Annotated in this window: 27 protein-coding genes; 24 read left to right on the top strand and 3 right to left on the bottom strand. The window is 37.7% G+C overall.

The window, feature by feature from the left end; translation table 11 throughout:
• Positions 1 to 41 precede the first annotated feature (41 nt).
• The 9 genes from VJ09_RS17520 to VJ09_RS06475 all read left to right on the top strand — a co-directional run bounded on the left by VJ09_RS17520 (position 42) and on the right by VJ09_RS06475 (position 5,573).
• Complete coding sequence (locus VJ09_RS17520; protein ID WP_052807259.1) at positions 42 to 887, top strand: hypothetical protein; 846 nt, start codon at positions 42 to 44, stop codon at positions 885 to 887.
• Positions 793 to 1,641 carry an ATP-binding protein gene (locus VJ09_RS06510; protein ID WP_230199101.1) on the top strand — a complete coding sequence of 283 codons (849 nt, stop codon included), beginning with the start codon at positions 793 to 795 and terminating at the stop codon, positions 1,639 to 1,641. Before VJ09_RS17520 ends, VJ09_RS06510 begins: the two co-directional genes overlap by 95 nt.
• 108 nt (positions 1,642 to 1,749) lie before the next feature.
• Entirely contained in the window at positions 1,750 to 2,076 is a 327-nt protein-coding gene (locus VJ09_RS17515; protein ID WP_052807258.1) for a RusA family crossover junction endodeoxyribonuclease, read from the top strand.
• A 140-nt stretch (positions 2,077 to 2,216) separates the two neighbouring features.
• Complete coding sequence (locus VJ09_RS06500) at positions 2,217 to 2,465, top strand: hypothetical protein (protein WP_044640761.1); 249 nt, start codon at positions 2,217 to 2,219, stop codon at positions 2,463 to 2,465.
• Complete coding sequence (locus VJ09_RS06495) at positions 2,456 to 2,854, top strand: phage tail spike protein (RefSeq protein ID WP_044640760.1); 399 nt, start codon at positions 2,456 to 2,458, stop codon at positions 2,852 to 2,854. The genes VJ09_RS06500 and VJ09_RS06495 overlap by 10 nt, the downstream gene beginning before the upstream one ends.
• A gap of 25 nt (positions 2,855 to 2,879) precedes the next feature.
• Positions 2,880 to 4,313 carry a hypothetical protein gene (locus VJ09_RS06490; protein ID WP_044640759.1) on the top strand — a complete coding sequence of 478 codons (1,434 nt, stop codon included), beginning with the start codon at positions 2,880 to 2,882 and terminating at the stop codon, positions 4,311 to 4,313.
• Between the two features lie 45 nt (positions 4,314 to 4,358).
• Positions 4,359 to 4,646, top strand: a complete 288-nt coding sequence (locus tag VJ09_RS06485) for a hypothetical protein (protein ID WP_044640758.1) — start codon at positions 4,359 to 4,361, stop codon at positions 4,644 to 4,646.
• Between the two features lie 11 nt (positions 4,647 to 4,657).
• The gene (locus VJ09_RS06480; protein WP_044640757.1) at positions 4,658 to 4,894 is read left to right on the top strand and encodes a phage holin family protein; all 237 of its coding nucleotides are present in this window, start codon (positions 4,658 to 4,660) and stop codon (positions 4,892 to 4,894) included.
• Positions 4,884 to 5,573 (top strand): peptidoglycan recognition protein family protein, encoded by a 690-nt coding sequence (locus VJ09_RS06475; RefSeq protein WP_044640756.1) that lies wholly within the window; start codon positions 4,884 to 4,886, stop codon positions 5,571 to 5,573. Before VJ09_RS06480 ends, VJ09_RS06475 begins: the two co-directional genes overlap by 11 nt.
• 443 nt (positions 5,574 to 6,016) lie before the next feature.
• Here the strand turns inward: VJ09_RS06475 and VJ09_RS06470 are convergent, their stop codons facing one another.
• Positions 6,017 to 7,351, bottom strand: a complete 1,335-nt coding sequence (locus VJ09_RS06470; RefSeq protein ID WP_044640755.1) for a helix-turn-helix domain-containing protein — start codon at positions 7,349 to 7,351, stop codon at positions 6,017 to 6,019.
• A gap of 244 nt (positions 7,352 to 7,595) precedes the next feature.
• Here VJ09_RS06470 and VJ09_RS06465 point away from each other — a divergent pair, with 244 nt between their 5' ends.
• The 12 genes from VJ09_RS06465 (at position 7,596) to VJ09_RS06400 (ending at position 20,144) form a co-directional block, all read left to right on the top strand.
• The gene (locus tag VJ09_RS06465; protein ID WP_044640754.1) at positions 7,596 to 7,889 is read left to right on the top strand and encodes a hypothetical protein; all 294 of its coding nucleotides are present in this window, start codon (positions 7,596 to 7,598) and stop codon (positions 7,887 to 7,889) included.
• Positions 7,890 to 8,848: 959 nt separating this feature from the next.
• Positions 8,849 to 9,370: an RNA 2',3'-cyclic phosphodiesterase gene (gene thpR, locus VJ09_RS06450; protein ID WP_044640751.1), complete on the top strand. Its 522-nt coding sequence runs from the start codon at positions 8,849 to 8,851 to the stop codon at positions 9,368 to 9,370.
• Between the two features lie 101 nt (positions 9,371 to 9,471).
• Positions 9,472 to 10,266 carry a hypothetical protein gene (locus tag VJ09_RS06445; protein WP_044640750.1) on the top strand — a complete coding sequence of 265 codons (795 nt, stop codon included), beginning with the start codon at positions 9,472 to 9,474 and terminating at the stop codon, positions 10,264 to 10,266.
• Positions 10,267 to 10,734: 468 nt separating this feature from the next.
• Positions 10,735 to 11,529 carry a phosphoenolpyruvate carboxykinase (ATP) gene (locus tag VJ09_RS06440; protein ID WP_147635444.1) on the top strand — a complete coding sequence of 265 codons (795 nt, stop codon included), beginning with the start codon at positions 10,735 to 10,737 and terminating at the stop codon, positions 11,527 to 11,529.
• Positions 11,530 to 11,682: 153 nt separating this feature from the next.
• A complete protein-coding gene (locus VJ09_RS06435) occupies positions 11,683 to 12,648 on the top strand; it encodes an ATP-grasp domain-containing protein (RefSeq protein WP_044640748.1) in 966 nt (321 codons plus the stop codon).
• A gap of 48 nt (positions 12,649 to 12,696) precedes the next feature.
• On the top strand, positions 12,697 to 14,094 hold the full coding sequence (locus tag VJ09_RS06430; protein WP_044640747.1) for a glycosyltransferase family protein: 1,398 nt from the start codon (positions 12,697 to 12,699) through the stop codon (positions 14,092 to 14,094).
• A 70-nt stretch (positions 14,095 to 14,164) separates the two neighbouring features.
• Entirely contained in the window at positions 14,165 to 14,932 is a 768-nt protein-coding gene (locus tag VJ09_RS17510; protein WP_052807257.1) for an SDR family NAD(P)-dependent oxidoreductase, read from the top strand.
• Complete coding sequence (locus VJ09_RS06420; RefSeq protein ID WP_044640746.1) at positions 14,922 to 15,938, top strand: radical SAM/SPASM domain-containing protein; 1,017 nt, start codon at positions 14,922 to 14,924, stop codon at positions 15,936 to 15,938. Before VJ09_RS17510 ends, VJ09_RS06420 begins: the two co-directional genes overlap by 11 nt.
• 96 nt (positions 15,939 to 16,034) lie before the next feature.
• Positions 16,035 to 17,042 (top strand): NAD-dependent epimerase/dehydratase family protein, encoded by a 1,008-nt coding sequence (locus VJ09_RS06415; protein ID WP_082050438.1) that lies wholly within the window; start codon positions 16,035 to 16,037, stop codon positions 17,040 to 17,042.
• The gene (gene galU, locus VJ09_RS06410; RefSeq protein ID WP_044640745.1) at positions 17,039 to 17,923 is read left to right on the top strand and encodes a UTP--glucose-1-phosphate uridylyltransferase GalU; all 885 of its coding nucleotides are present in this window, start codon (positions 17,039 to 17,041) and stop codon (positions 17,921 to 17,923) included. Before VJ09_RS06415 ends, galU begins: the two co-directional genes overlap by 4 nt.
• A 207-nt stretch (positions 17,924 to 18,130) precedes the next feature.
• The gene (locus VJ09_RS06405; protein WP_044640744.1) at positions 18,131 to 18,742 is read left to right on the top strand and encodes a histidine phosphatase family protein; all 612 of its coding nucleotides are present in this window, start codon (positions 18,131 to 18,133) and stop codon (positions 18,740 to 18,742) included.
• Positions 18,743 to 19,049: 307 nt separating this feature from the next.
• A complete protein-coding gene (locus VJ09_RS06400) occupies positions 19,050 to 20,144 on the top strand; it encodes a DNA cytosine methyltransferase (protein ID WP_044640743.1) in 1,095 nt (364 codons plus the stop codon).
• Positions 20,145 to 20,168: 24 nt separating this feature from the next.
• On the opposite strand, the gene VJ09_RS06395 is transcribed toward VJ09_RS06400, so the two are convergent.
• Together VJ09_RS06395 and VJ09_RS06390 are read right to left on the bottom strand one after the other, a co-directional pair.
• Positions 20,169 to 21,794, bottom strand: a complete 1,626-nt coding sequence (locus VJ09_RS06395; RefSeq protein ID WP_044640742.1) for an AlwI family type II restriction endonuclease — start codon at positions 21,792 to 21,794, stop codon at positions 20,169 to 20,171.
• Positions 21,795 to 21,798: 4 nt separating this feature from the next.
• Positions 21,799 to 22,293: a hypothetical protein gene (locus VJ09_RS06390; protein ID WP_044640741.1), complete on the bottom strand. Its 495-nt coding sequence runs from the start codon at positions 22,291 to 22,293 to the stop codon at positions 21,799 to 21,801.
• Positions 22,294 to 22,422: 129 nt separating this feature from the next.
• On the opposite strand from VJ09_RS06390, the gene VJ09_RS06385 reads away from it, so the two are divergent.
• The 3 genes from VJ09_RS06385 (at position 22,423) to VJ09_RS06375 (ending at position 24,161) form a co-directional block, all read left to right on the top strand.
• Complete coding sequence (locus tag VJ09_RS06385; RefSeq protein ID WP_044640740.1) at positions 22,423 to 22,839, top strand: very short patch repair endonuclease; 417 nt, start codon at positions 22,423 to 22,425, stop codon at positions 22,837 to 22,839.
• A 483-nt stretch (positions 22,840 to 23,322) separates the two neighbouring features.
• Positions 23,323 to 23,520 (top strand): hypothetical protein, encoded by a 198-nt coding sequence (locus tag VJ09_RS06380; RefSeq protein ID WP_044640739.1) that lies wholly within the window; start codon positions 23,323 to 23,325, stop codon positions 23,518 to 23,520.
• A gap of 287 nt (positions 23,521 to 23,807) precedes the next feature.
• Positions 23,808 to 24,161: a hypothetical protein gene (locus VJ09_RS06375; RefSeq protein WP_044640738.1), complete on the top strand. Its 354-nt coding sequence runs from the start codon at positions 23,808 to 23,810 to the stop codon at positions 24,159 to 24,161.
• Positions 24,162 to 24,357: the final 196 nt, after the last annotated feature.

Raw genomic sequence — 24,357 nt, 5'->3', positions numbered from 1 at the left:
GATGCCTCTCCTTATATAGAAACGATTTAGGGGGAGCCCCAGTGAACTACATTAAAGAGTTGAATGCGTTTCATGATTGGGTGTTGATGAACAGTCCTTCGACAGGGCAGATTGCTTTATGGTATTCCTTGATGTCCATTAACAACAAGACCAACTGGAAAGACTCGTTCCAAGTACCGAATCCAACGCTCCAACTAATGACTGGATTATCTCGACCAGGATTAGACAAAGCCCGAAATGCACTGATCCAGATGGGATTAATTCATTACCAAAAAGGAAAGTCCAACCAAGCAGGTACCTATAAAATGATTTCCTTTTACTCTGACTGTCAGAAAGTAGACGCACAAGGAGACACAGTAGTAGATGCACTAGGAGACAAGGGAGTAGACACAGTAGGAGCGTCAGAGGAGACGAAGAAGGAGCGTAACAGTAGCACATTATATAAACAAAACAAAACGATACCAAACGAAACAGAAAACAAAAAACAAAGCAAAAAATCCTCTTCTCCTTTTTCGAAGCAAGTACAAACAATCTGGGATCACTATGTGGAGACTTTTAAAGACTACTTCCCAAGAAAACTAACCCTTACTCCTAAACGGGAGAAAGCGATCCTCACTCGCTTGAAAGAGGGGTATACCATAGAGGATATCAACCTAGCGATTACGAATATCCGCCGTTCTCCTTTCCACTGTGGGCAAAACGAGAATCATAAGTTTTATGCGGATATCCCCTTTATTTGCCGAGATGGAAGCAAGATCGAAGAGTGGATGAACTACCAAGGAGGGAAACCCAATGCTACTCGTTCAGCAGATTACCGAGCGCATCCAACAGCGCAAACGGGAGTCGTCTTCCAGATTGGAAAGTATGCAAGACGCACCGAGATATAAATGCTCCCTATGCCAAGATAACGAGTGGATTGTAGATCCGAAACATAACTGGCAAGCCATTCCCTGCTCATGTGCAGAGAAGAATCGACTCCAACGTAGATTAAAAAACGCTTTAATACCAGAGGAGTTTACGGAAGCAAAGTTTGAAAACTACCAAGTGATTTCCCAGATTCAAAAAAGGTTAAAAGAGACAGCGATCCATTATCTTCGGAATTTTCCACAGATTCAGGGATCAACTCAGAACAGCCTAGGATTTATTGCAGAAGTAGGGGAGACGCAAATCAAGCGTCTTCCAGACCTCACACAGAGAGCTGAAATGACCGAGAAATATAACAGCTTTGGATTAGGGAAAACCCACCTCCAGATGGCGATGGCAAAGCATCTTCTGCATAAAGGTCATGCTGTACTTTGTATCTCGGATGTAACCTTTATGCATGATCTAGCCCAAGCTAAGCGGATTAGTGACGGAGGAACGGAGTTCTATCGCCTGTTAGGAGCTGTAACCGAAGCACCTATCTTGATCTGGGATGATCTTGGGAAAAGCAAACATACTGAAACAAAGGAAGAATTATATTACTGGATCATAAATGACCGATATAAAGCAAGAAAGCCAATCATTTTTTCCTCCAATGAGGATGATTTGACCTTATCTGAGAAATTAGGAGATGCTGCTTATTCACGACTTTATAGTATGGCAAAAGATTACTTTGTAAGGGGAAAAGGAGTCGATTATCGAGTGAGCCATCGTTTGTAAACATGAAATATACCGAAGAGAAAGGGAGAGTAATCTCTTTTTCTCTCGTTCTGGGAGAGAGAATATGCAGAAGTTGATTATACATGGTAGACCAGTTCAGCAGTGCGAATGACACAACGGAGCAAGTGGAAAAATTCACAGGCACAAAGATACCTAGCATATAAAGAAAGGATCGGTTGGGAAGCAAGAAAAGCTCGTATCCAAAGAATAATGGGTTCGGTGGAAGTCCAAGCCTCTGCTTATCTATATGGAAAACGAGAACCAGATGCAGATAACCTAGCCAAAGCTTTCTTGGATGGATTAAATAACATAGCTTGGGATGATGATCGCCAAGTTCGAAAGTTATCAATCGAGAAAATACGAGTTATACATAGAGAAGAGGAACGAACAGAAATCCAAATACGTGAGATGGAACCAGAGGGGGAAAGAGAATGAGAATCAGAGTACCAAGTCAGCACTGTAAACGTTGTGAATGGTTGGATAATCAAAAGTTTTGTATGTTTTCTCGATGTGTAAAACGAAAAGGCTGGGCACTAGAAGCAAAGAAATAATCCTAAGAAAAAGGGGATGAGCGAATGGAGACTACTCAATACTTACAAAAGAGATATAAGAAACCCCTATATTGGAGGAGAGTCGAAGAAATTCTTCTCTCTTATCCCCTCTTAAAAGAGGCAGTAAGACAACTAGAACATGAATACCCTTCTTGTACTCCTACCTATACCGAAGCTCCTAACAGAGGAAATATGAATCTTTCTACTACCGAGAAGTATGCCGTTCGCAGAGCCAACAGACCGGAAAAATATTTTCGTACGGTTTGGACTTAGTTGGAGTGGAGAGATCGGAGGATTCTACCAAGCTAATAACAGCACTCATTGGTATAGGAAAGACAGATGCAAACGGTAATGCCTTATCTTTTACGAACTATACTCCAGATGAAATAGAAACGGGCTATGAAAAGAAAGAGGATTGGGTAGGCTCCGTCGAAGCAGTAGGGCGATGGGGGAAAAATGGTCGGCATATCTTTGGAATTTTTAAAGACGATAAAGCAACCAACCCTGCTGAACTCTATCAAAATACCTTTAGAGAATTAAAGAAACTAAGTAAACCAAACGTCCAGTATAAAGCGGATGTTCTGCTTCTGGAAAAGGTGAGCGGTTATGAGGCGCACAAAGTTCGTCTAGGAGATACCATCCTCATTAAAGATACGAAGTAAGACTGATCCACTGCAAGATAGCGTAGTGTTAGGAGATTACAAACCCATTACGATTACACCGATTCAAACTATCCAGCGATTGGAGAGCAAACTCCAGCATAACGAGAACCGTTGGAATATTATCCGCGATTGGGCTGGAGTAGATGATCAGAGTGGTGCGGTAGTCATGAAAACAAGGACGTTTCTCCTAAATGAGAACCAAGAAACAGTAGGCGAGTTGAATGGACTACAAAATGAAGTTGGTTTCGATAGGTTAAAGGTAGGAACACTCCTTGCTCCAAACGTCGTTTCCTATGGTGCTACGGATAAGGATTTATATGTGAACTTCGCAAGCGGAGATGATGAGGCAGCAACGAACACCATCGATACACCTTATCGCTCGATTGCTCGTTGTCTCCAAGAGATCCCACACTATAACAACGGGAAAATCCGTATCTTTTTTCAAAGTAATGGGACGGAGATAGTGGAGATAAAAGGAGTACATGGTTCGGGAAGTGTAGAGTTTTTCATGCAGGGTTATACCTTAGATGGGATGTTTCATCTTGAAGGTTCTACCAATATCATCCGTATCCAAAATGGCACGCTCAACTTTCTAGGAACCAATCAGTATGGTGTGATCAAGGCGTATCGCTGCGCTTACGTTCATATCGAAAATATGAAGATCTTCGGGCGTGGTGTGACCGATACTATCGTTACGATTCATGACCGATCCTATTGTTATATCAAAAACTCCTTACTCCAAGATGCCATCCATCATCTCATGATCGCTCAATTCGGTGGTTTTATTGTAAATGAAGAGAATGTTGGAAGTAACGCTCGCTTTGGAGTGTTTGCTTGGTTAGGAGGAGTGGTAGCAGGTTCTGGAACTTGTCCTACTGGAACCACTACTCCTATTAGGGCAGATAAAGGGGGAGAAATACGCGGAACCTTAACCCCTTATGCTGGAGATACCGGACAACCCCCACCACCAGCTCCGCCTACTGTTCTCACCTTTCCGGTTCTTCAGGGGAGATCATATCGAAGTGGAGGAGTGACTGGCTGGAGATCGGAAAAGTTGGTGTATCAAGGGGAGTGGAGTGGATACGGACTCCACCGAGGTCTCTGGATGTTTGGAAATAACCCATCTGCATCTGTAACTGGGAAAGAGATTAAGCGAATCCGCTTCTATTGCACCCGTTTAAGTAAAGGGGGAAACTCTGGTTCTGTTCCGTTTTATTTCCGATATCACAGTTACTTAGATGCAAATAGTCTGCCAAGTGGAGCACCTGCCCTTTCGAGTCTGGCAGTCACTGCCTCCTTTAGCTGGGGACAGGGAAAATGGGTAGATCTTAGCCACCCTGATTTTCTAACCGCTTTTCGTAATGGTACTGCTAAGGGAATTGGATTGTTCCTAAATAATCGGTCTTCTAGTTATTATGGGATATTTGATGCACCTGGGACATTGGAAATTACCTATTAAAGGGGGTGATGTAAGGAGATATAGAGAAGAGAGGAGCACCTAGAATTGGGGGAATTAAACCAGATTCAAGAGTTAGTTACCAAGTTAGATCGTTTAGATGAGCGACTTGATCAGATGCAGATGGATCTGGCTGTGATTAAGGAGAAACAGTCGAATGAGATCCATCGTCTGCAACTGGACTTAGAAAGGCTGGAGATCGATGTAAAGGACACACGAAACGAACTAAAACAACTAAATGAGAAGATCGGAAGTCGAGACCGAACCTTAGTAGGCACATTGCTTACCGCAGGGATCGGTTTTTTTATTTGGCTTTTACAACAAGGGATCAAGTGAGGAGAGAGCTTATGTTACGAGATAAACATAGATGGAAAAATGTGGGTCTATGGATTAGTTTGATTGCTTCTATTCCTATGATTCTAGAGTTTATTGGGGTTTCCATCCTCCCAGAAAAATGGGGACCTACAGAGAACTTGCTCCAAGCGATCATTTCTCTATTAGTGGTCTTGGGAGTCTTAAACAATCCAACTACCAAAAGTATTGGCTATACGGATGACAAGGAGGACCCACAAAATGCAAATTAAAGAACAGTTTATTCCTATGAAATACAAACGGATTCGTCCTAGGATTGCAATGAATTCTGAGTATATCACCATTCATGAAACTGCGAATACGACCCGTGGCGCAAATGCTGCGGCTCATGCTCGTTTATTGAGCAGCGGAAATCAAAGTCGGCAGGCTAGTTGGCACTTTACGGTAGATGACAAGGAGATTTATCAGCACCTTCCTATCTCAGAAATTGGATGGCATGCTGGTGATGGGGGCAACGGGACTGGAAATAGAAAGAGTATTGGAATTGAGATCTGTGTAAATACAGATGGGAACTATGAGAAGGCAAAAGCAATTGCTCTGGAACTAGTAAAGTTCTTGATGCAGAAGCATGGCATTCCGTCTCGAAATGTAGTACCCCATAAAAAATGGTCGGGAAAAAATTGCCCACAACGGTTACTGTCTGGATGGACTGGATTTATAAGCAAATTGGGTGTGGCGAAACCTACCATTATCAATCCTTATCCGGGGCATCTTATTCGGAAAGGATCTAGGGGAGAAGTGGTAAAAAAGATCCAGAGTCAACTAGGAGGACTAGTGGTAGATGGGATCTTTGGGAAAAAAATAGAGGCAACTGTAAGGGGTTTTCAACGAAAAAAAGGGCTTGGTGTAGATGGGGTAGTTGGACCAAAGACGTGGGCAAAACTTTTTTAAAAAATGACCAGATTTTTTATGATCTGGTCATTTTTAAACTGAAAAGACATCTATAGCTTACATTCGTAAGTTTTAATGGTCAGGCGGATCACTGTCAAAATGAAGTATTTTTTCAGGCGGGTCTGTCTCAAACATATCTGGTGGATCTGTTTCCAGATTGTTTAAGTGATTTAAAAACATCATCAATATTCCCCCCGTTATTTACTTTGGTTGTACCTTCTTTTAAGTGTACATTAATTCGGAATAATTAATCAATATATTTATAATGTTTTGTCTCATATCGCTGTAAACATAAAAGGAAAGACCCTAAATGGTATTTTAGGATCTTTCCTTTTGTATTATAAACAGATATCTGGTGGGTCAGGTTGATAAGATCTCACATCAGGTGGATCAGGCACAAAAGAATTTTTACTTAGACTTCCTTCTCTAAAAAAACGTACCATTTAATTCCCTCCTACATTTATTAATGAGTTCAACTTTGATTGTAAAGCAATTTCAAACGATTTTTCCATACATTCTTTATATTTTGGAGAATTTACTTCCTTATAACAGTATCCAAGTTTCACTAAACAATTATGGCGCAGGACTGGGAATCCGTGTTTTTCAGCCAAAGTTAATGAAATTTCGTAGGGATGAATGGCTTCTTTAATGTTGCCATTTTTGAGATGGTAATCTCCTAAAGCTTCTAGTGCTTCTATATAACGAAATTCATCGCTACTCTTTTCACCGATAGACACTGCTGTTTCCAACTGTTCTTTAGCTAACTCCCACTTTTCTTGTTCAAGGTAGAGTTTACCTAATTGTGTATGTGTAGAGACTAATAAATATTCTTTTCGAACGAAATCCTTCATAGCTAAAGCTAGGAGAAAGTAATCTTCAGCTTCTTCGAATTCTTTTAATTTTACACAAATACTTCCTAGAGATGTCCATAATTCGAATCCACGATCAATACGTTTGTATTCTCGGGCAATTTCAATTCCACGTTCAGCATATTTACGTGCTTCATCATGGCATTTATTTTTCATAAAAAGTAAAGAGCGAAGTTCATACATATTAATTTTAACATCACTGTTATCGATTTTATCTATTTCTTCCCATAATAAGTCAAGTGTGCGGTTGGCTTCTTCATTACGATTTAATTTTTCAAGGTAAAAAGCCTGTGTGACTAAAAGTGTATACTTAAGGTTCAATCTCTCCCCGTCTGATTGAAATGAATTTAAACCTTGGTTATTAAAATGAAGTGCCTTTTCTGTATCCCCTTCATGGAAATAGGAAATCCGACCTAACTCTTTGAAACAAGCTGCATCAATATTGCTACTTTTGAATTCAGGTAACTGTTTTAATAATTGTAGCGTTTCAATGAAGTGGTCCTTCGCTTTTGTCCATTTGTTTTGGTGATAATAATATTTACCATTTAGATAATAAACAAAAAAGCTCATAGGATCATCTTGATCCAATGATATATTGCTTAACTGATCAAATGGCATATTACTCCCTAAGTAATCCATCAGACTTTCAATACCTAACAATGTTTTTAATAACTTTTTTTGCGAGTCGTTCTCCTTTTTTAATAGTTTAGGGTATTGAGAGAACTCAACATTGAGCTGTTTACATAAATATCGAACTTTTTCTTCACTAACACCTAAAATACCACGTTCAATATTACTAATTGTAGCCTGAGAGATATGATCGTCAGCTAGATTTTCTAGAGTATAGCCTAATTTTTTTCGTTGCTTTTTAAGGAATTTCCCTAGAGATATATAGTCATTTGGATTCAAAAGAGAGTCACCTCCATCTAATTAATTCTCACATAATTTAGCGGAATTGTTCAACTATTAAATATTTACTGGTTGATAGTTGAAACGAATGAAGAAATAACAGATTTAAACGGAAAGTATAGAGATCATTCGTTTTATTTAAAAGGAAACAGTAATTGTGATTAAATATTAAATGTTTGTATAATTCTACCTATTGACCTAGAATTTAATTAAGACGGTTGGATGAAGCTAGGAGATGAATAGATTGTCAATTAAACTCAACATCCAAGGTAATGCTGAACAAGTTCGTTGTTTCTTGATAGATTTTGCAAGTTGCCCACAGTTTTTGATTCTGGATCAAAAAGATAGTGTCGAACATATCCATAACCAAATGGAAATTTGTTGTGTTGTAGAGCACAATCCAGAAGAGCGACAAAATCAAGTTTGCTTAAAGTTGAAAAATGGAAATGTGATTAGTTTTCATTTACTAGATGTCACTGAAGTAATAAACAACAGCATACGAATGGTGGTAGGGAAAAGTTATGATATATTTTCCTAATCGTATATCAATTCTACCAAAGGTTCAGAGAGGAAGATTTTCTATATGAATCAATTGACTCCTATGACTAGAAGCGCTTCTAATCTAATTAACCCAGTACAATTCGTTGCTAGCTTATTAATTATTAACGACAAAGGCCAGCTATATTTGCAAAAGAATTCCTCTCAGATTTGGGAGCTACCACATTTTCATATCAGTCCCACAAAGAATATAGAGACTGCTGTCAAAGATCTTGTATATCGGGAAATTGGTTTCTACATTAAATCTAGCAATTTATTAAGTCTAAAGCTCCAGAAATCTATTGCTCATACATCAAAATCTAACTTTTTATATGAAGCCAATGCTCTGTGTATCCTTCGAGCAAGCTCAGTACCTGTTTTTCTAAAAAACATGGAAGAAAAATTTTTCTATCCTCACTTACTACCCAAAAACATAATCACGGATGATCTGTTGATGATTAGATCCTACCTGAAGCAATCTCTACCAAGTATTAAATGCAGTCACTAGAACAAGAAATAGTTAGTCTCGCAAGCCTTTTTTATAAGGTTTTTGACTGGAAATTAACCGTACATGGGTGGATATCGATTACACCAAAGTTAAGAGAGAACCTAAGTGCTTAACCAAGTAGCAGGTTGGCTTGAGCCGTATGACGGGAAGCTGTCACGTATGGTTCTTTGGAAGAAAGGTTCCGTGAGGAACCCGACCTACCCGATATTTTTCGCTAAAGTCATCAACTTACTGGATTTCCACAATTCTATCTCTCTGGAAATTCTTTTAATTTTGTTTGATGGTTTTTAATAAGGGATGTTTTATTAGAGAGTATAGGTCAATTTGATAGAAAAGAGATAACACCTCAAATTGGAGTGAGTATTTTGAATCAAATAACCCTAGATCTTGAAGCGTTAATTAGAGGTTTTTTGGAGCATGACAAAGAAAACATGGATCAGTAGGAGGTTAAAATGGTTCATTGGGCGACCTATATAGCTCTTTCTTTTTCGGAGAATACAGGAAAGCAAATTCTCAATCATAGTAGGATTCATTTAGTTGATTATGAACCTATTGTGTCATGGAGTCCTGCCAAATACCTGCATTTGACAATACATTTCATAGGATGGCTTAGTCCAGAAAAGATTGAGAATATTAATCCAATACTTGAAGAATATCGTGATGATATTCTTCGTATGCCATTAATACCCACAGGTCGTGTAGTTTTCTTGGGATGGGAAACCAAAAAAGAATACATTGCTTTGGAAATAAAACACAGCTCTGAACTGAAACACCTGCATAGTCATATCAAAAACAGACTAAAGGAAGTAGGGGTGTTAGTGAAGGAGCAACCCTTTTTACCCCACATAACACTGGGACGTGTTTGGAATAGAGTGAATATACAGGATGTTCAAATACCTGTAGGAGACTTTTCACTCCAAGCCGAACAGATTGCACTTTTTGAAAGTATACCTGACTCCATTATCTTATCTTAGTTTGATTGGCGTAGGATTAAAAGTATTGGTATTAAGGTAGTGGTCTATAATATAAAAGGAAATTAAAACTTGTAAAAATTATTTAATAAGGAGAGAAACACATGAAAGATGTTAATACAGTAAACAAGATCCAGAAATATTTCGATAACCTTCCTGAATCCGTGTTTCCTAATGATTTTAAAGAATATGCTACCGTTATCCTTAGTGGTTCGACTGGGTGGGGGATAGTAGAAGGTTTTGATGAGAAAGCAGACTGGGATCTCCACATCTTATTGGAGAATGATAAATATCAGTCCTTCGTAAACAAATTCGGATCGGATTATGTAATAGATGATCATAAGAATTCCCCAATTGTTTTCGGTCAAATACAAAATCGCGATTGGCTTATCGAAAGATTAGAAGGACAGCGTCCTGGGAGTTGGCCATTGTATCTGTGGATATATACATACTGTACTTTCATTCAGGACCCCATGGATATAAAATCTCTCGTAGAAAAATACCAGTCAAGGTTCGAACAGGAACTTGATCAGTTGAGGCGAGAACACTTCGTACTATTTTCAGTTCGCCGTTTGGATACCAGCTCATGTGCAAAACGAGGTATTATCACTGCAACAGGCATTAATCGAGGTGAAATGGTAAAAGCAGCGCTTCAAACCTTTTCTCTCATTCATGGTAGACCTTATCCGTATAGTAAGTGGCTTGCCAAGCATGTTGAGAGGCTGTGCCCAGAAGGACGCGAGTTAGTCGGGCTTTGTAACCGTTGTTTGACAGAGGTGGAACTTGGAGCTTTAGTTGATTTAGCCAAAAAATTGCGTAATATGATGGAAGTTGAAATGAAAAAAGTTACTGGAGAACAGCGCTGGATTACCCATTGGTGGGAGTTCAACAAAAACTAACCATAGAATATGCCTCTCTTAGGATAACGTTATTAGAAACCATCTGGAAAGATTGGTGATAAAAAAGTGACAAAGGGAACTATTCTCAATTTGATAAGTTCAATATGTAATGAAGCTTATTCGACTACCTTAACTACCTGTTTGCATGATATTCGTTTTCACTTTGCTTCTAATACTCCGAATTCCATACAATGCTTGGAACCATACCTCCATTCACAGGAAAAGTCGGATAGAACTGTAACTGATATTTACATGTACCACTGCCACAATACCTTACTACTTAATAATTTAATACGATTCGCTACCACTTTTTCAAATACAAAGGATATAGAAACTTTTCGAAATATATGGCACAAAGAATACTTTGACAAAGTCTGTGGTCATGAAATCCGCATATACCTTCCGCTGAGTGGGGAGACCTATGCAATTATAAGGTGTGATAATCGCGTAATCCTAGCTACTAGTCATATGACAAAAAAACCGGAGCGTTTTTTCTTTCATATTTTTAGGGAAATCGTTCATCGTGTGATGGAGGATAAAGGAGCAGTTGTATTTCACGCTGGTACAGTTGCTTTTGAAGATATGGGATTGCTTGTCCTCGGACCTTCTGGAAGTGGTAAAACGACAATAATAACTGCTTTACTCGAACATACAGGTGCTAAATATATAGCCAATGACCGTACCATTGTTCTACCTTCTTCATTGCATCTGGGTACTTTACCCATGCCTGTATCAATAGGTTTAGGAACCATAGCTCATAGTAAACGCCTTTATAACTATTTGTCTCTCAATTTCGACTCATTGCACAGACCCCAAACTTTAACTCTGTCAAATCTTGTAAGGTATAAAAACTCTTTAGAGGAAGAGTTGGATAATCCACAAAAATTGCAATTGGAGCCTCAAGAATTTGCAAAATGTTTTAATGTTTCTTTTAAAGCACAGTCCCAACTTTCTTTAATCATTGTACCTCAAATAGTTCAAAGGAATTGTGATTTCAAACTGGAGAAAATATCCTCCTTTGAAGTCAAAGAAATACTGTCCAATGAATGCTATACTCCAAACGATCCGTTGTGGGTCAATCCATGGGTACAACGCCATAGTAGTACAAATGATGTTCTTTGCTCTAATGCCAGAGAGCGTATCAGTTTAATATCGGAGAAAATTCCTAGCGTCCGCCTAACCTATGGCACAAATATAAACAAAATTTTGAATAGTGGGCATTATAGTTATCTAAGAGACCTAATTCGAGATTGCATTAATTAACTTATGACATTTATACAAGGAAACTGAAGCTTAGGCTTTCTTATATGAAACAGACTCTTTGTACAAATGACTATTTTTTGAAGTAGAATGCAGACTTGTAACATTTTTTAGTGGAAATCAGCAAATAAATATTGAATTGAGGTGTGTTTTCATATGCAACATTTACTTATTCTAAACGCACGTAGAAGGGTATTTTTTGTAAATGCATTGAAACGTTATTTTCTAAAGGAAGGTTTACCTGTAGGAATAGCCAGTACAGATACAGATACACTAGACCCTATTAAACATTTTGTGGATCGCTTTACCGTACTTCCTCCTATTACAGACAAAACTTTTTCTGACTTCCTGTGCTCTTTTATCGAAAAAGCTGACATCAGAGGTTTGATGGTCTGGTATGATGCTGATTTTCCTCATATAGCAGCTATTCGAAAACGTATTGAACAGTTGGGCGTCTCCGTTTTGCTTCCTTCCTTTGAAACAATAAATATATGTAATGATAAGCGGAGCACAGATACATTCATGAGAAAACATGGAATACTTGTCCCAGAGTTTTTTGCAGATATCGATGAAGTTTTGCAAAAAGGCTCCCTACCCTATCCGCTAATCGTTAAACCCTATGATGGTGCTGGAAGTATGCATGTTTATAAGGTGAAAAACACGGATGAATTGAAAGTTATTCGCAACTGGGTTCCGAATCCTATTGCACAGAAATATATTGAAGGCGTTCATTATACTGTAGATGTCTTCAACGACCTAGCTGGTAAACCTATTTCTGTCGTACCAAGAACCCGCATCAAGGTTAGAGATTCAGAATCTCTTATATCCAAGATCGAGATGAAATCCAACATTATTGAGATTGCTTCAAAAGTAGCATCTTTACTGGGTGAACCAGGACCTATGAATGTACAACTTATAGAGGATGAAAATGGAAATGCGTATGTGATTGAAGTCAATGCTCGTATAGGCGGTGGAACCGATTTGACGATTCAAGCAGGAGCCCCATTCCATATCTGGACAGCACAGCTTTTGTTGGGGATGCCTATTAATCCTGAACATACTGTTCAAGATGGATTAATTATGACCCGCTATTATGAATCGATTTTTACAAATGAAGTTTAAATTTTGTATCAGTCAATTTATCCCACAGGTATCAAAGGGGGTTCTAATATGCCAATTTTGAGTATAATAATATTCTTTTCTATTTATGGGTTTCTGTTAGTTAGGAATATTATCTGCCTATGGACTGTAGATAGATGGCTTTCAAACAAATCCTCATTACCTACAGCATCTAAAGATTCACAAACGCTGTTTTATCTCATTATTCCCATGTTAAATGAACAAGGTCTCGCTAAATCGACCTATATGCACTTTAAGAAACTTGTACAAGATCGTCCTAACTTTCATGTAGTATTTGTGACTACAGAAAAAGAAGTTCCGTCAGCAGGGCTATCTCATACACGTGATATGCTTGTAGAAATAGCAAATAAGGAGCCCTTTTCACGTGTAAAACTATTCCATTTTCCTTTTACCCAAGGCATAATGGCTCATCAACTTAATTATGCAGTAGAACAAATTCGTAAGGAACAACCCGATGGGGACTTTTGGATTGGGATTTACAATGCCGATTCCCGTATAGATGGAAGAGTGCTTGATTACGTTTCAGGACAAGCTGCCACGGTAAATTATAAAAATAGTTGTTTCCAACAGTATAGTTGGTATCCCATTACTAGGGGAGTAAAGGCAAAATCCTTTATTGGTAGTGCTGCTCTATGGCAGAATCGTTGGAGTTTAACTTTTGAGATTCCACGTGTACTTTTTCAGCTCCGTTTTAACTCGTTTTTAAACAGGATGCCAAAGCCAGTTAAGAACATACTGGAATTGCTATTAGAGAAAATGAACTATGTTATCGGTCATGGGCTGTTTATCCATGCTCAAACGCTTCAAAAAGCTGGCAGTTTTCCAGAGGATACTATTAATGAGGATGCATTTTTGGGGTATCTGCTTAATAACGAACGTATAAACATTTATCCCCTGCCATTCTTGGAGGAGGCTGAATTTGCTCCAAATCTGGATATATATATACGTCAGCAGACCACTTGGTTTAATGGTCCTTGGTATGCTTTTCAGTACTTTAAATACTATTTGAAGGGTGATAGTTTAGTACATCCCTTCCGACCGAAATGTAAGAAGGATGTTTATAGTATATCTAGGGCATTCATATTAGCTGTAAAACTATTTTGTCATTCCATATACTGGCTTTTCTCACCGCTCCTGCTACTCATAATATTTCCTGCCTCACTTGTCTATTTTGCTGATTGGAAGGTGTTTATTGTCTGGCTTGTTCTTACTATTGCACACCTTCCGCTTACACATTACTTTACTCGCTTGGTTGTAACTCGTCATGTTCAAGATCCTCGTAAAGTATCAAAAGCTTCAATATTATTTTGTATAGGTTTCTATTTTATACACTGTTTGGGACCACTTCGTAATCTGTACCGTCAATTAAAAGGGGAGAATACAATTCACAAAAAATATAAAACGGAGCACCAAGACGTAAAAATCTAAAAGATTATTGCTTCCGTTTTTCTAATAATTTGGGTTCAGTCTCCAAAATGTTTTGGGAGTGAGATGAAGCATGATTCAATATAAAGAAGTAGAGTTGCCTATTCTTTCTATTGTAACAGGAGCGGCAGGGGAACTGGGACAGGATGTATGCAGACGTCTATTAGATGAAGGTCATAATGTACTGGCCATTTTAAGACCAGGAGGAAGAAAGCTGAGAGAATTTAATTTGCCAGTACCAGTTACTTCTATCGAAATAGACTTTTCAAACACTCCATCATTAGAGGACTTGAAAGCTGCTATAGAGTCAAGTGTAAGACTTGACCGGTTTAAAAAGATTAATATCGTCCATACAGCAGGTTCTTTCAGTAAGGAAAAACTACCGTGTTCGCAGTCGCATTTGGATATGTGGCAAAGAATGTTTAATATTCACTGTGTGTCGTTATATGGGCTTGTCAACGTTCTTCTGCCTTATTTATCGAAGATAAGACAAGGTTGTATTGTAGGGGTTTCAAGTAATCTAGTAAGTCGGGTTAACATGGGGACTACAGCATATATTGCAAGTAAAGCGGCACTGGAGGCAACTATAAAGCAGCTTGCCTATGAACTAGGTTACTTGAATATTCGGTGTAATTGTATAGCACCAGGTTATTTTCCAAGCGGCTTGAGTGAAGGTTTGAGTAAAGAAAAACAAAATGATTTAGTAAACAATACTCCTCTTCGTCGTATTGCAACCATTGAAGATATCGGGAATGCCATTTTAGGACTATTGAGTGATCACACTGGTTGGGTTACGGGTCAAATTATAACTGTAGATGGAGGGAATACAATTGGATTCTAGTTATTCAAAATCAAATCAAAAAGAGCTTTTAAACTGCGGCACCTTTCCAAAATATGTTGAATTCCAAATAAACTCACGTTGCAATGCCAATTGTACTATTTGTCCATATGAGGAAATGGCAAAAAAATATCCAGCCATGATTATGCCTGATGAAGGCATCGAAAAGATTATCAGTGAGTGTGATGCACACAAGTCAGAGATTATTAGAATGATTCCGTACCTTAATAGTGAGCCTACATTGGATAAACGTTTTATTGATGTGTTGAGGAGAATAAAATCAGGTGGTCACTTTGTAGAAGTTTCTACTAACATGTCAGGAAAGACAAAAGAGAAAATGGAGGCTATCGTAAAAGAGAAGTTAATTGATGACTTTAAAATAAGCTTTTTTGGCGGGACGGAAGAATTATACAAGCAGTTAATGCCAAACCTTAATTTTCATAAGGTCGTTGCTTCTATAAATGCTTTTTTGGAAATTAATCAAGCAAATGGGAATCCAATAGATGTAGAAATAATTGTAGTACTTGGACCATGGATTGATATGGAAGAAAATATGAATCATATTCGCAGACTCTTTCCAAATGTACGAATTCATCCGTATGGATTTCTGGATCGTGCGGGTAGCGTAAAGGGACATTCCAATAGCAAACGGTTGCAGGATGAAGAGAGTCTTCGGACACATTCTCTAGCGGGATGTAAGCTTAAGAGACCTTTTGAACGTACCTGCATAATGGCAAACGGAGATGTCATTCTCTGCTCTCAGGATTGGGATCGCGAAGAAGTTGTAGGCAATGTCTTTGAAACAAGCATTAAAGAAGTTTGGAATGGTGTAGGGTTCCAAGAGGCACGTCAGCGTGTGATAGGGCAATTGGAAACTCCTAATAGTTATATATGTAAAAGATGTAAGCTTGCCCTTCTCAGTTCTAAGGAATCAGGGGAAGAGAAAGTGGAAATGAACTTCCTTGGAGACCGTTATCTTACTGATAAAGATGAAAAACTTATCAAATAAGAGAAGGGATATTATGTTCTGTATCATTGATCCGAATTTATAAGTCCTATACTTCGTGAAAAACAAAATAAACACGTTGGAGGATGAATAATCCACATGAAAATTTTAGTTGTAGGTGGAGCAGGATTTATTGGATCTCATGTTGTTGATCTGTATATCAATGACGGACATGATGTAGTTGTTGTAGATGATTTAAGTACAGGAAAGATAGAGAATCTTAATCCAAAAGTGAACTTCTATCAATTAGATATCTGTACAGATGAAATAGCCCTAGAAAATTTAATGATATCCGAGAAGTTCGATATCATTAACCATCATGCAGCACAAAAATCAGTACCTGCATCTATTGAAGACCCTATTACTGATGCAAAGATTAACATAATAGGAACTTTGCATTTGCTAAGAAACTCTGTTGAATACGGTGTTAAAAAGTTTATTTTTGCTTCATCAGGAGGAGTGCTCGCAGGTGATAGGATTCCAACTGTGGAGAAAGATACTCCTCTACTATTATCACCATATGCTATTAGCAAGTTTGTAATAGAGAAGTATTTAGAATTCTATCGTAATCAATACAACCTAACATATACTGTTTTACGATATGCTAATGTTTATGGGCCTCGTCAACTTCCCCAAGGTGAATGTGGTGTTGTATCCATTTTTTTGGAGAATCTATTGAAAGGGAAATCATCAAAGATCTATACCTTTCCAGATATGCTTGAGGGAGCAACGCGTGATTATGTCTATGTGAGAGATGTTGCAGAGGCAAATCTATTAGCATTGGACTCAGGAGATAATCAAATCTTTAATATTGGAACTGGGATTGAAATAACTACTGAATATCTATATAAGCTTATTCAGAGTTTACTGGGTAAGGATATACCGATTGTTATAGAATCGGAAAGAGCCGGTGATTTAAAAAGGGTTGCATTAGACTGTAATCATGCGATGAATCAACTTGGGTGGAAACCTCATGTTGATATTTTTCAAGGATTAAAAAAAACTATCAATTCGATCCCTTTTTATAATTATGATTCTTCAAAGGCTCTTAAAGAACAAAAAGCACTTTACCCCGAACCTCAAATAAAAAAGGAACGTTATCAATGAGCGTAAAAAAGGCAATTATTCCTGCTGCTGGGTTAGGAACACGTTTCCTCCCCGCAACAAAAGCCCAACCCAAAGAAATGCTTCCAATTGTTGATAAACCAACAATCCAGTATATCGTAGAAGAAGCCATTGCATCTGGAATAGAAAGCATCATGATTGTTACTGGTAAAAACAAAAGAGCTATTGAGGATCACTTTGACAAATCACCTGAACTAGAGTGGCAACTACAGAAGAAAGAAAAATGGGATCTATACTATTCGATTAAAGAATTATCGAATTTGGTAGACATACACACTGTGAGGCAAAAGGAGCCTTTAGGTTTAGGACATGCTATTTTATGTGCAAAACATTTTGTTCAAAATGAACCTTTTGCAGTTTTGCTAGGGGATGATTTAATTGTTTCCCAGTCACCTGGATTAAGTCAGTTGATCAAGGCTTTTCACGAAGAACAATGTCCAGTAATTGGAGTACAAAAAGTATCTTGGGATCAAGTAAATAGGTATGGCATTATTCGGATGTTGGAAAAGAGAAGTACTACCAAACTACAAATTAAAGATATGGTAGAAAAACCAGCGATAGAAAACGCTCCTTCTAACCTAGCTATTGTAGGCAGATATGTTTTGACACCTGATATCTTCCCTATATTAGAGAAAACTCCAACTGGTATAGGAAATGAAATACAGCTAACGGATGCATTGAGAGTTCTCTGTCAAAATACCTCCGTATTTGCGTGTCAAATTCAAGGGAATCGTTATGATGTAGGAGAACCGATGGGTTATATACAAGCCATTATTGAATTTGCGCTTCAACGAAAGGATTTGTATCCACAACTAAAGCAATATTTATTGTCCTTAACTGAGACAATTAAAGGTATAGGGTGAATGGAAGAAAAAATTATTTCAGTACTATCTGAATCCAAAAAAGTCCATCTCCAAACGAGTATACAGAATTATTAAGTCAGGCAGCGAAATGGAGAATGACCCCCTTTTGTAGAATTTAAAGTAAGCCAAAAAGCTAGGTGATTAATGAAACCTAGCTTTTTTATATAACATGACTATATCAATATAAGTTAAAGGAAGAGTGATATTTTGAATACCAATTTGTATCTTGTAAGGCACGGACAAACAAAGTGGAATGTTGAAGGACGTCTGCAAGGAAGATTAGATTCTTCTTTAACGGAAATAGGGATTGAACAGGCTAAGCAATTGGCACAAAGAATTAATGATGTTCCTTTTAAATGTATCTATTCAAGTTCAGCGAGCCGAGCAGTAGAAACTGCGCTTTATTTGAAAGGAGGTAGATCAATAGATTTAGTGAAAACAGATTCGTTGATGGAGATGAGTTTTTCTAAATGGGAAGGTAGAAAATGGTCGGAGATACAAGAGATGTTCCCTAAAGCGTTGGAAGAAATTAATAATAACCCAGAAAATTACGACGCGAAAGAATCCCAAGGTGAAACATTATTAGATGTCCAAGAAAGATCTGTTCCTTTTATTCGAGATATTTTGGAACGGCATGTTGGAGAAAATATTTTAGTAGTTACTCACTCCATTGTAATAAAGGTATTAGTCAATTATTTTCGTGGCGGGAGTATCAAGACTGTATGGGAAGGACCGGATACAGGTTGGGCAAGTGTTTTTCAGCTATGTTTTAATAGCGATGGGGTGAAAATATTTTATGAAGGTAGTGAGGTTTGTTAACATGGAATGTCCAAGCTGGAACAAAAGACTTATCCAGTATGAATGTAAAGGCTATTTGGGAGATACCAAAGATATTACCAACAATTAATCTGATCATCATCCGATGTATCAGTTATAGTACCATTGAGGGTACGCTTCTAAGTATCTTTCAGTAAACTTATTCATAGTTTAATAAGAAAAATCAATGTATTCTGAATCAATTATGCGAACATATTTTCTTAATTTCCAACAAAATAAACCAATCTACTGCTGCTTTTTCATGTGAATTAAAGTATAATGGTTTCATTATTTAAATCGGGGTGATAGTATGATTTTCAAAAAAGGTGAATTTTTTAACGGCCCCGGCGGTCTTGCATTAGGAGCAAAGATGGTCAGGGTTGTTGATAAAGACGGTGTTGAATATAAGGTCGAACATGAATGGGCTAATGACATAGATGAATCTGCATGTCGTACGTTCATTCACAACATTTGTCCTGACCGACCTCAATCAGTAATAAATAAGGATGTTCGTGAACTAGATATTGAAACTCTTGGAGAAATCGACGCTTTTACGTTTGGATTTCCTTGTAATGATTATAGTATTGTCGGCGAGAAAAAAGGACTGGAAGGCAATTATGGTCCATTATATACATATGGAGTGAAGGTATTAAGAACGTTTCAACCGAAATGGTTTGTTGCAGAAAATGTGTCTGGTCTTCAAAGCGCAAATGATGGACAGGCTTTCAATATGATTATGAGAGACTTAAAGGAATCAGGGTATAAAGTTATACCGCATTTATATAAATTTCAAGATTATGGTATTCCTCAAACTAGACATAGAATTATTATTGTCGGAATCAGAAATGATATAAATAAAGAGTTTAGAGTTCCTGCACCTACGCACGGAGAAGGCAGATTGCCTTATAAAACGGTAAAACAAGCATTAACAGAACCGCCGATTTCTGCTGATGCACTGAATAACGAATTAACGCGACATACTAAGAAAGTAATTGAATTCTTAAATCATATTCCTGCGGGTCAAAATGCGTGGTTTGAAGGAATCCCACAACATTTAAGATTAAACGTCAAAGGCGCAAAAATGAGCCAGATATATAGACGTTTACACCCAGACCAACCGTCTTATACTGTTACTGGCAGCGGTGGTGGCGGTACACATATGTATCATTGGAGTGAACCACGCGCTTTGACAAACAGGGAACGTGCGCGGATTCAAACATTCCCGGATGATTATGTTTTTCTCGGCGGGAAGGAAAAAGTCAGACAGCAAATCGGTATGGCTGTTCCACCAGAAGGTGCGAAAATTATTATTGAAGCAATACTGAAAACTTTTGCGGGAATTGAATATGAAAGCATTGATCCAAAGTGGAATGTTGATGACTTTGACCAGACCAACTTGAATTAATTACATTATAAAAAAAGAGAGCGACTAAAACAGGTCGCTCTTTTTAACCTCACGCAAAAATTCGCCAACGGTCGAGTACGCACGGTTATTGATTGCCTTCAAAAATAATTCAACTCGTTCTTGCTTGGATAGGTCATTATCTAGGCAATAATCCAAGAAGCCAAGTAAAACATTTGCACTTAGCATTATCCCCTTAATGTCACGGTTGGGGATAGCACGTTTTGTAAGATTACTTATTTTTTCAAGGTTCTTTTCACCGCTCCAATCCGCCGCGGTAACATATCCGAAGAACGATACTTGTCGGCTGTCGTATCCGTCATAATTTGGTAAATATTCCGACGCCATATGCGAAGCCAACGAAGCTGATAAAGCGAATTTTGTACGATAGTTCTTAGCGTCAATGATTCCCATTTGCATGCCTTCGTATTTTAGAAGAATTTCGATTTCAGTTTCAACGTTTGCAAGCGGTTTAGGTCGCATTTCAACTTCAAAGCCGATTGCCTTGAAAACTTCACCTGTCTTATCTTCAAAAACAAGGTTATCTAGTTCGTTCAAATACCCTTCAACAAAGTCGTTGTTAAGTGCTTTATGAGTGACTTGTTTCAAGTCGTGTGCGTGTTTTTCTGCTTCTTTTGGCGGGAATTCATTCATGAGAATTTCCTTCAATTCCTCATGCGACAAATAATCTAAATCGGGATAATCCGAAAGCAATTCACGAATTTTATTTGCAGTTTTCGTTTTATTAGTTGCAGGCTTAATATCACCGTAACTGCTAGCCTTATAGCTTTCAATATCCAAACCATTATTTTCCGCCATACGTTGCAGTGAGATAAGATAACGAGTGTTAAAGGGATACCTATAATCATACTGTTCGATTTCTTTGGCGACCCGCTTGGAATCCGACGGTTCAACACGAAGGGCTTCACCGCGTATGTATTCGACAAGTCCAGTATAATCACTAATCAACATGAACGTGTGGGCTACATCCCCATGTGCGATTTCAAAATCTCTTGCGCCCTTATCGGAACGTTCGCGGTGGTCGAAATTTTTAGCGATTTCTTGTTTTATCTGTGCTTTATCCGTCAGGCTTGCGTTTCTAAAATGAAGGATCTTGTCCGTGACGGATGCCAATTCATTGTCTTTCTTCGCAGTTAAAACGAAATAGGTGATTTCCTCTTTAGTGACATAATAGTTTAACTGCTCTTGATTCGTCAGTTTGATTAGAAATCGGGCAGGACGAATTCGAAAACTTGATTCAAACTTCGGACGGAAGCCAGATTCAAGGAAATAAGCATTGGGAATTTGCAGGGTCAGAATTTGTTTTGTTACATTATCCCTAACCTTTTCACCGTCCAGAATCTTTTTCCCTACTTTGGTGAGTTTCAAGGAACCTTCTTCATCCGTATAGATATAAGCAAAAGTTTTTAACATTGCCGCCCAGGTTCTTCCGCCTGAACCATCGTTACTGACGTTATTCCGCTTAACGCCGCGATCGTTCAAAGCACGTTCGTAATTAAAATGGGCTTGGCGGTTACCAGACCACTTGATGGTCAATCCATCGGTTGCGTCACATAAAGCTAGAAGTGCGTCACGATGGAATTTAGGGTCACGTTCCGGGCGGGTAATAAACCAAATTTTTCGCTCTGACATTTTATCAGTTCCCTTCGGAATTTATTCGATTTAAAACTCGGTCGTAAGCATCTGATTCTTCTAATGAAAGCACGTTTTTTAATGCCCTCAAAGAATCAACATAGAATTTGATATCCTCGAAGAACTTGGGTAAATCGGGGTCATTGTTTAGCAAATATCGAACGTCGTTCATTGATAAATCAATGATAACTGAAGCTATATTGAGTATTTCTTCGTCAATAACAGCTTGGACTTCAACAGGTGAGAATTTGCTGGTATTGCTAATAATCTTATTTATTGCTGCTAGCGATTTTATAAACGTCGAGATTCGCATGTCTTCTAATTCGTTGAATGTACGATTAAACCAATTATTTTTTCGACCCGTACTGCCACTTAACTCAGCGTGGCTGATTTTACGGTTTTGAAGTTCTTTGTCAAGGTTCCGTGTGAGTCGGTAAAGTAAAACCTTATTGAGCAATTCTTGCAATAAAAAACTATCATTCGGTAAAATTTGAGACATATCATGCACCTCCTAACCTTCCAGTATCTTCCCTTGTTTTTAACAATAAATTATATCTTGTTACTTGAAATCAGCTCATGAGTAGATATTTTTGTTCAGAATAAAATATTTTTTAATATGGAGATTTTTATGGCAGATAATCTTAATAAGGAACAACGACGAAAAAACATGCAGGCAATACGGTCGATTTCTAAATTAGAAGACAAAATTACCAAAGAGTTATGGAACCGAGGATTAAGATTCCGTAGAAATGTCAAGGATTTACATGGAAAACCTGACATTGCTATAAAAAAGTACAGAGTGGTTATCTTCATAGATTCATGTTTTTGGCACGGGTGTGAAATACATGGCAATATGCCGAAGACAAATTCTGAATACTGGAAAAAGAAATTACAAAGAAATAAAGAAAGGGATGCAGCAGTAAATCATCACTATTTAGTTGCGGGATGGCATTTGCTTAGGATTTGGGAACACGAAATAAAAGAGGATTATAAAGGTGCAGTTGATAGGATTATTGAATTCATTCAAAGAGCAAAAGGGGAATGAACAACATAAAAATAAGTAAATGTCGGTACATAGTCGTGTAGACAACTCTGGCAGTCAGAAATGTGGTTTCTATTCTTAGAATCTTCTCATGATTACTCCTGGATGATTTGATACCCAGTCCCGATAGCGGATAAATGATCAATTGTAACTAGCTACACTAATTAAAAGACAAAAAACTACCCCTATGTGATAAGGGGAGTTTTTGGGATTCAATGATTAGTATTAACTTTTTTAGCACTAATGAAAGCACTTTTTAGTTACTTAACTAGGATGTATCCATGAAACTACTGCTTCACACATATATAATTGTTTCACTAAAGATTCGATTATGAGTTATAATTACAGAACTAATGTTTGTATATAGTGATAGGAATTACTTTTAAGATGTCGAATTTTTTAATTTTGCCGAAGTCCATTTGAATTAGATTGTACTGAAATATTGTTGCTGTCTCTAGTAAAATAACTTTTTTGGGGGATATGTGAATGGATAAGATGATTACTAAGCTAGAAGAAATGCTTAGTGCTATGTCACAGGTTAATAACGAATGGGGAAACCTCTCATATGAAGAACAAGACCAATTAGCTGAAAACTATCCTTTTGATAAAAGTTTTGATGAACTAGTTGCTGAGGTTGACGTTTGGATAGATTATATTAAGAATACTCGGACTAAAGGGGATTGAATTACTGATTAACCTCTGCAAATATGATAGAAGTGTTTGTTCGAGGAGTTTGAACCATAAGAATGTAGATTTGAAGAGGTTGACTACACAGATTCTTGGTTTGGTGAAATGTAAGAAACGTTAAAGACGTGATCTTTACTAATGTAAGAATTATTGTACTGGGCACAAAAACCAAGAGAGGAGAATGAAGACGAGCGGAATATTTGAGTTATTTGCATCAAGCCATTTTACAAGAAGCATTTACAGTGAAAGAGTCTGATCTTATCTATACGTAAAGGAGACTGTTCATGAAAAAGGTTCTACTCGATTTTCATGGTGAGTATCAAACAAGTGACTATGAATATCATTATATTTCTCTTCAACTGCATCAAAATCAACCTTATGATCTAGTCAAAGAAGTTTGCAGAGCCATTGATCAAGTCCGTTCTATAATACTGAATGCTCGTAAAGAAAATAGTTTAGTCACTATTGCCCTTCCTGATCATGGGGTAGCAGCTGCTGCCCTCATTCAAGGGATTCGTGGATTGACTGGACATGTACTTTTTACAGTTGTGAAAACACCAGAGGGAATAAAAGAAGTGGATATAGAAGAAGTTCGTGAAATTATGAGAGATACTTTAACAGTTGCTGAAAGGGATTAGTACTCGACTCTGAAATATTCATTTTACATTCTAGTGTGAGTTATCTAGCATATGACGGGAGTGTAAAGACCAGCGATTCGAATTAACTATGCTCCGAAATCTAGCAAAGCATTTTTACAATAGAGGAGACCACTTTTTAGGCTTATCTAAAGAGGGTCTCTTTTGCATTTAAAATGATTAATCTCAACTAAACAAA

This window comes from Risungbinella massiliensis, from assembly GCF_000942395.1.
GTDB classification, from domain to species: Bacteria; Bacillota; Bacilli; order Thermoactinomycetales; family Thermoactinomycetaceae; genus Risungbinella; species Risungbinella massiliensis.
Note: the sequence above shows the minus strand (reverse complement) of the source record. Positions and strands in the feature narration are given on the sequence as shown.